The sequence below is a fragment of the Agrobacterium sp. SUL3 genome (assembly GCF_001263295.1).
GTDB lineage: Bacteria > Pseudomonadota > Alphaproteobacteria > Rhizobiales > Rhizobiaceae > Agrobacterium > Agrobacterium tomkonis.
Map to the genome: position 1 here is coordinate 5,635 of NZ_KQ414542.1, position 4,699 is coordinate 10,333.

Annotated in this window: 5 protein-coding genes and 2 pseudogenes; 5 read left to right on the plus strand and 2 right to left on the minus strand. The window is 57.3% G+C overall.

Features of this window, described 5'->3' with window-relative positions; genetic code table 11:
* Positions 1 to 179 precede the first annotated feature (179 nt).
* Positions 180 to 865 (minus strand): annotated as a pseudogene (locus tag AKG12_RS28380) (transposase); the annotation flags it as partial.
* Between the two features lie 184 nt (positions 866 to 1,049).
* Here AKG12_RS28380 and tnpA point away from each other — a divergent pair.
* From tnpA to AKG12_RS31470, 5 genes are all read left to right on the plus strand, one after another.
* Positions 1,050 to 1,412: an IS66-like element accessory protein TnpA gene (tnpA, locus tag AKG12_RS28385; RefSeq protein WP_037093791.1), complete on the plus strand. Its 363-nt coding sequence runs from the start codon at positions 1,050 to 1,052 to the stop codon at positions 1,410 to 1,412.
* Positions 1,409 to 1,756 (plus strand): IS66 family insertion sequence element accessory protein TnpB, encoded by a 348-nt coding sequence (gene tnpB / locus AKG12_RS28390; protein WP_052821394.1) that lies wholly within the window; start codon positions 1,409 to 1,411, stop codon positions 1,754 to 1,756. Before tnpA ends, tnpB begins: the two co-directional genes overlap by 4 nt.
* A gap of 72 nt (positions 1,757 to 1,828) precedes the next feature.
* The gene (locus AKG12_RS28395) at positions 1,829 to 3,394 is read left to right on the plus strand and encodes an IS66-like element ISAtu6 family transposase (RefSeq protein WP_052821395.1); all 1,566 of its coding nucleotides are present in this window, start codon (positions 1,829 to 1,831) and stop codon (positions 3,392 to 3,394) included.
* Complete coding sequence (locus tag AKG12_RS31350; RefSeq protein WP_052821396.1) at positions 3,394 to 3,699, plus strand: hypothetical protein; 306 nt, start codon at positions 3,394 to 3,396, stop codon at positions 3,697 to 3,699. The genes AKG12_RS28395 and AKG12_RS31350 overlap by 1 nt, the downstream gene beginning before the upstream one ends.
* A gap of 67 nt (positions 3,700 to 3,766) precedes the next feature.
* A complete protein-coding gene (locus AKG12_RS31470; protein ID WP_082179114.1) occupies positions 3,767 to 4,036 on the plus strand; it encodes a MafI2 family immunity protein in 270 nt (89 codons plus the stop codon).
* Between the two features lie 9 nt (positions 4,037 to 4,045).
* Here the strand turns inward: AKG12_RS31470 and AKG12_RS31475 are convergent.
* A pseudogene (locus tag AKG12_RS31475) lies at positions 4,046 to 4,620 on the minus strand (IS5 family transposase); the annotation flags it as partial.
* Positions 4,621 to 4,699: the final 79 nt, after the last annotated feature.

Here is a 4,699-nt window from a genome sequence, read left to right on the forward strand (position 1 = left end):
AGATGAACTCGCTTCCGTTATCCACCGTGATCGTCTTAGGATAGCTGGTGGTCCGGCAGATGCCTTCGAGGGTTTGGAGGACAGAGGAGGCTCGGTTTGTCTGAACAGCTTCGGGCGTTTCGTTCAGTGGATTACCGCCTCGATTATGCCGCGATCATCATTGGTGCCATCGCGTTGAATTAGGCCTGATCCGGCGTTTGCCGGTCAAGGGATAAATGTGGGCATCGGCTGTTGTAAGAGGTCAGACAGCGGCCGATGCCAACGCGGGCCTCGCACACCGTTTTATAGGCATGCGGGTATAGTTCGTCGTATTTGATCGAAACCGAGGCGCTCGACGAGCACATTGTACCGCCACGCACCCTTGTCGTCCATTGAGATTGCGACTTCTGCTTTCTTCAGCACCCCGTGAGGTCCACTGAGGTGGACTGCGATCCATGGTCCATATTGAATATGTCGGGTATGCCATAACGGGCCCGCGCTTCCTCGACTGCTTCGATGCAGAAGGCTGCCTCCATCGTGATCGATAGCCGCCACGACAGAACCCTCCGACTGAACCAGCCCACATCGGCGCAGAGATAGACGAATCCGCAAGCCATCGGAACATAGGCCAGGTCCATCACCCAGACCTGGTTTGGGTCTGGTGACCGTCAGCTTTCGAAGCAGGTAGGGTAAATTTTGTGCCCAGGTGCCGGTTTCGATATATACGAGCGACCGTTGATCGCCTTGATGCCCAGGGTCTTCATTAGCGGACTACGTGCCGTCCAGTCGCCAGCCCTTCTCCCCTTAAGAGCCATTGCAACATCCGATTTCCGGCAAAGGGGTAGTGAAAATGCAGTCCGTCGATCCGGCGCAGCACAGCTAGGTCCTGTTGACCAAGTCAGCAGTGATAATGCGATTAGATCGCTCCTAACGGAGGATTCGATGTCCGCACCTGATCGATAAATAGTGAGCGTCCGGTGAGCTGTTTTTGCTGATCGGGAAAATCAGGCGATGTTCTGGCATTCGAACCAGCATTAGTGCTGACATTAATACCAGAACAAAGAGGTTTCATGGCTCGCATGGAGATCATTTCCGGTACTGAGCGCAGGCGGCGCTGGTCGGACGAGGCGAAGCTGAGGATACTGGCGCAAGCTGATGAACCCGGTGCTCGCATTGGTGAGGTGGCGCGCCGGCATGACGTTCATCCTGGCCAGATCCGCTTGTGGCGGAAGTCGTTCAACTACGTTGATCGACCGACGGTGTTCCTTCCAGTGGAAATCACGGAGGATGTGAGTGCACGTCAGACGCCCACCACGCGGTCGACGCCAGTGATGGTCGAGATATTGCTGCGGAACGGTCGGTGCCTGAAGGTGCCGATAGACGTTGAGTTGAAGCTGCTCGGCCCGCTAGTTGCTTGCGTGGAGGCGGCATGATCGGGCCATCGGGGAATGTAAGGGTCTATCTGGCCTGCGGAGTGACCGATATGCGGCGTGGCATTGATGGTCTGTCCGCACTGGTCGAGACGGTCGTGAAGGAGGTGCCGGGCTCGGGAGCAATCTTCGGCTTCCGCGGAAAACGCGCTGACCGAATAAAACTTCTGTGGTGGGACGGCCAGGGGTTCTGCCTGTTCTACAAGATTTTGGAGCGCGGATACTTTCCCTGGCCGACAGCGAAAGAAGGTGTCGCGCACCTGACGCAGGCGCAGCTTTCCATGCTGGTTGAGGGGATTGATTGGCGCCGCCCGGCATGGACGTCCGCTCCTGGCCGAACGGGATAAAAGCTATATTTTGCAGGGGCATCCGAGGCTTAACGCTGGCGCGTCAGAGGCAAATCGGCTAGATTTGCGGGTATGGAAACAGCGCCGCTGGACAGTCAGGACGAACTCACTGCTTTGCGCGCACTGGTCGCCGAACAGGCGGCGAAGCTTGAGAGCCAGGAAGCCGAGGTCATCAAGCGAGACTCCATCATAGGGCTTCTTCGCGCGCAACTGGAGCTTCTCCGACATCGGCAGCATGGCGCCTCTTCGGAAAAGATCGACCGGAAGATAGAGCAGTTCGAACTGATGCTGGAGGAGATTGAGGCTTCCCGTGCCGAGGCTGAATTGCGCTCCGGGAAAACACCCTTGCCGGAGTTGGACGACGCGCCGGACAAGCCGAAGCGCAAACCATTGCCCGATGGTCTCGCCACCGAAGAGCTGATCTATGCGGCTCCCTGTAATTGCCCGACCTGCGGTGGCACCTCGTTCCTGAAGGCGCCCGACAGGGTGGTTCAGGTGCTGGAACACGTGCCGGCGTCGGTCAAGATTGTTCGGCATGTCGAGAAGCGTATGATCTGCAAGGAATGCGATACGACAGTGGCTGGCGAGATGCCAACCTTGCCGATCGAGCGCGGCAAGCCCGGGCCTGGATTGCTCGCCCATATCATGGTCTCCAAGTTCGATGATCACATTCCGCTCTACCGTCTCTCAGAGATGTATGATCGGCTGGGAATAGACATATCGCGCTCCGTGATGGCCGATTGGGTCGGCCGCGTATCCGCTTTGCTGACACCAATCGTCTTGTTGATCAGGGCCCACATCGCCGCGCTTGACCGAATACATACGGACGATACCCCGGTCGATGTTCTCGACCCCGGACGGGGCAAGACAAAAACCGGCAGGGTCTGGGTCTACGTCTTCGACGGCAGTGGCTATCAAGCTACCACTCCCGCAGCCATCGCCTATTACTACAGTCCTGATCGAAAGGGCACACATCCGGCTGACCACCTGGCAAGCTTCAGCGGCGTCATGCATGCCGACGGTTATAGCGGCTACAGACAACTCTACGGCAACCAGATCGTTGAGGCCGCCTGCATGGCGCATGTACGTCGCAAGTTCCATGACGTGATCAAGCTGAAGCCATCGCCGATCGCCGCCGAAGCGCTGTCGCGCATCGGCGCGCTCTACGATATCGAGGATCCTATCCGCGGCATGTCGGCTGATGAGCGTCGTACCCTGCGCCAACACCACGCCAGACCCATTCTGGACGAGCTGAAGACCTGGATAGAGGCGACACTCTCAACTTTGCCACAGAAGCAGCGGCTGGCCGAGGCGATGCGATATGCGCTGTCGCGATGGACGGCCTTGAGCGTCTACGTCGACGATGGCCGTGTCGAAATCGACAACAACATCGCGGAACGAGCCATGCGTCCACTCGGAATTGGAAGGAAGAACTGGCTGTTTGCCGGCTCGGACAAGGGCGGTGAGCGCATCGCCAACATCCTGACCATCATCGAAACGGTCAAACTGCACGGTCATAATCCGGAGCTCTACCTGACAGATGTCCTGACCCGGATCCAGGATCACCCCAAAGACCGACTTGAAGATCTGCTGCCCTGGAACTGGATGCCGGCAAACGCTCGATGCGAGGCCGCCTGATGGCTCGCTCGAGGTTCATCTATACGCTCAGCCAAGTCGCCGGCATGATTGGAGAGAACCTCGAACTGATCGAAGAAGTGACCGCAAACCCGGACAACATCTCCGAGGGCGAACTGGTTTACGTCAGCGATGGCACTGAAGATGGCACGAAGGGTCTAACCGAGACTGGCATCGAAGAACTTCAAAGCCTACTTGCCGACATCAGGACGTGGGACGGCGGTATCCGCGAGTTCCTCATCGACACACAGTGCGATCCTGAAATAATCGACCGCGTCATGGCCGATGAAATGAAACGCGGCTCATAGCTTCCATCTCTCGACACCCGAAAACGCTTTCGCCGGACGCTCACGATAAATACGACTTCGACTTAGTGTGCAACGCGCCTTGCTCGGGGCCGTATCATCGACGCTCGCCGCCGTTACCTGCGGCCGGAGTGGCAACAAGATTGTCCTCGAATTCTTGGTCGATCACGATTTCAGCGATGATGACCGCGAACGCATGGAGGTAGTCACATCCGAGATCATCTCGGATTTTGGAGAAACAATAACGACCATTTTCACGTCCCCACCGTCGGATGGACCGAAGGCTCCGGTTGATCGGCCATGGTGGGCTTACAGGCGATCTGAGCCATTGCTGGGCTAAAGGCTCTGTGAAGTGCGGCGACCAGATTTTTGCGGCGGCCAGCGAAAGGAACGTGTCGAAGGAAGTACGGGTCTTGTCGTAACGGGTGGCAATCCGTCGGAACTGTTTGAGCCGGCTGAACATTAGTTTGATGTGGTTGCGGCCTTTAAAAACCTCGAAGTCGCAGGAAGGTGGGTTTTTCCTGCTCGCTTTTGGCGGAATCACCGGCCGAATGCCGTGGATCAGCAGCGCTTCGCGGATGGAGTCGCCGTCGTAGCCCTTGTCAGCAAGGAATGATTTAGGTTTGCCAACGGGTATGGTGAGAAGCGCGGGAACGGCGCTATAATCAGATGTCTCGCCGCCCGCCAGGACAAAGCCGAGAGGACGTCCCTGACCGGCCGCGCGGGCATGGAATTTTGTCGTAAAGCCGCGGCGTGATCGATCAAAACCCTCTTTATAAGTCCCCCTTTAGCGCCCGCAGCCTGCGAATGGCCGCGAACCGTGGTGCTGTCAATCATATGTTGCCAGTTGTCGGTCAATTCAAGTTCGACAAGCGGTTCCAGAAGTGCGTCCCAAACACCCCGTTCGGCCCAGCGGCGGAAACAAATGCGGATTTCAGATTAACGGGACATCGATTCCGGTAAATCCCGGACAGTCGTTTCACTAAATCGCGGACAGTCTCGC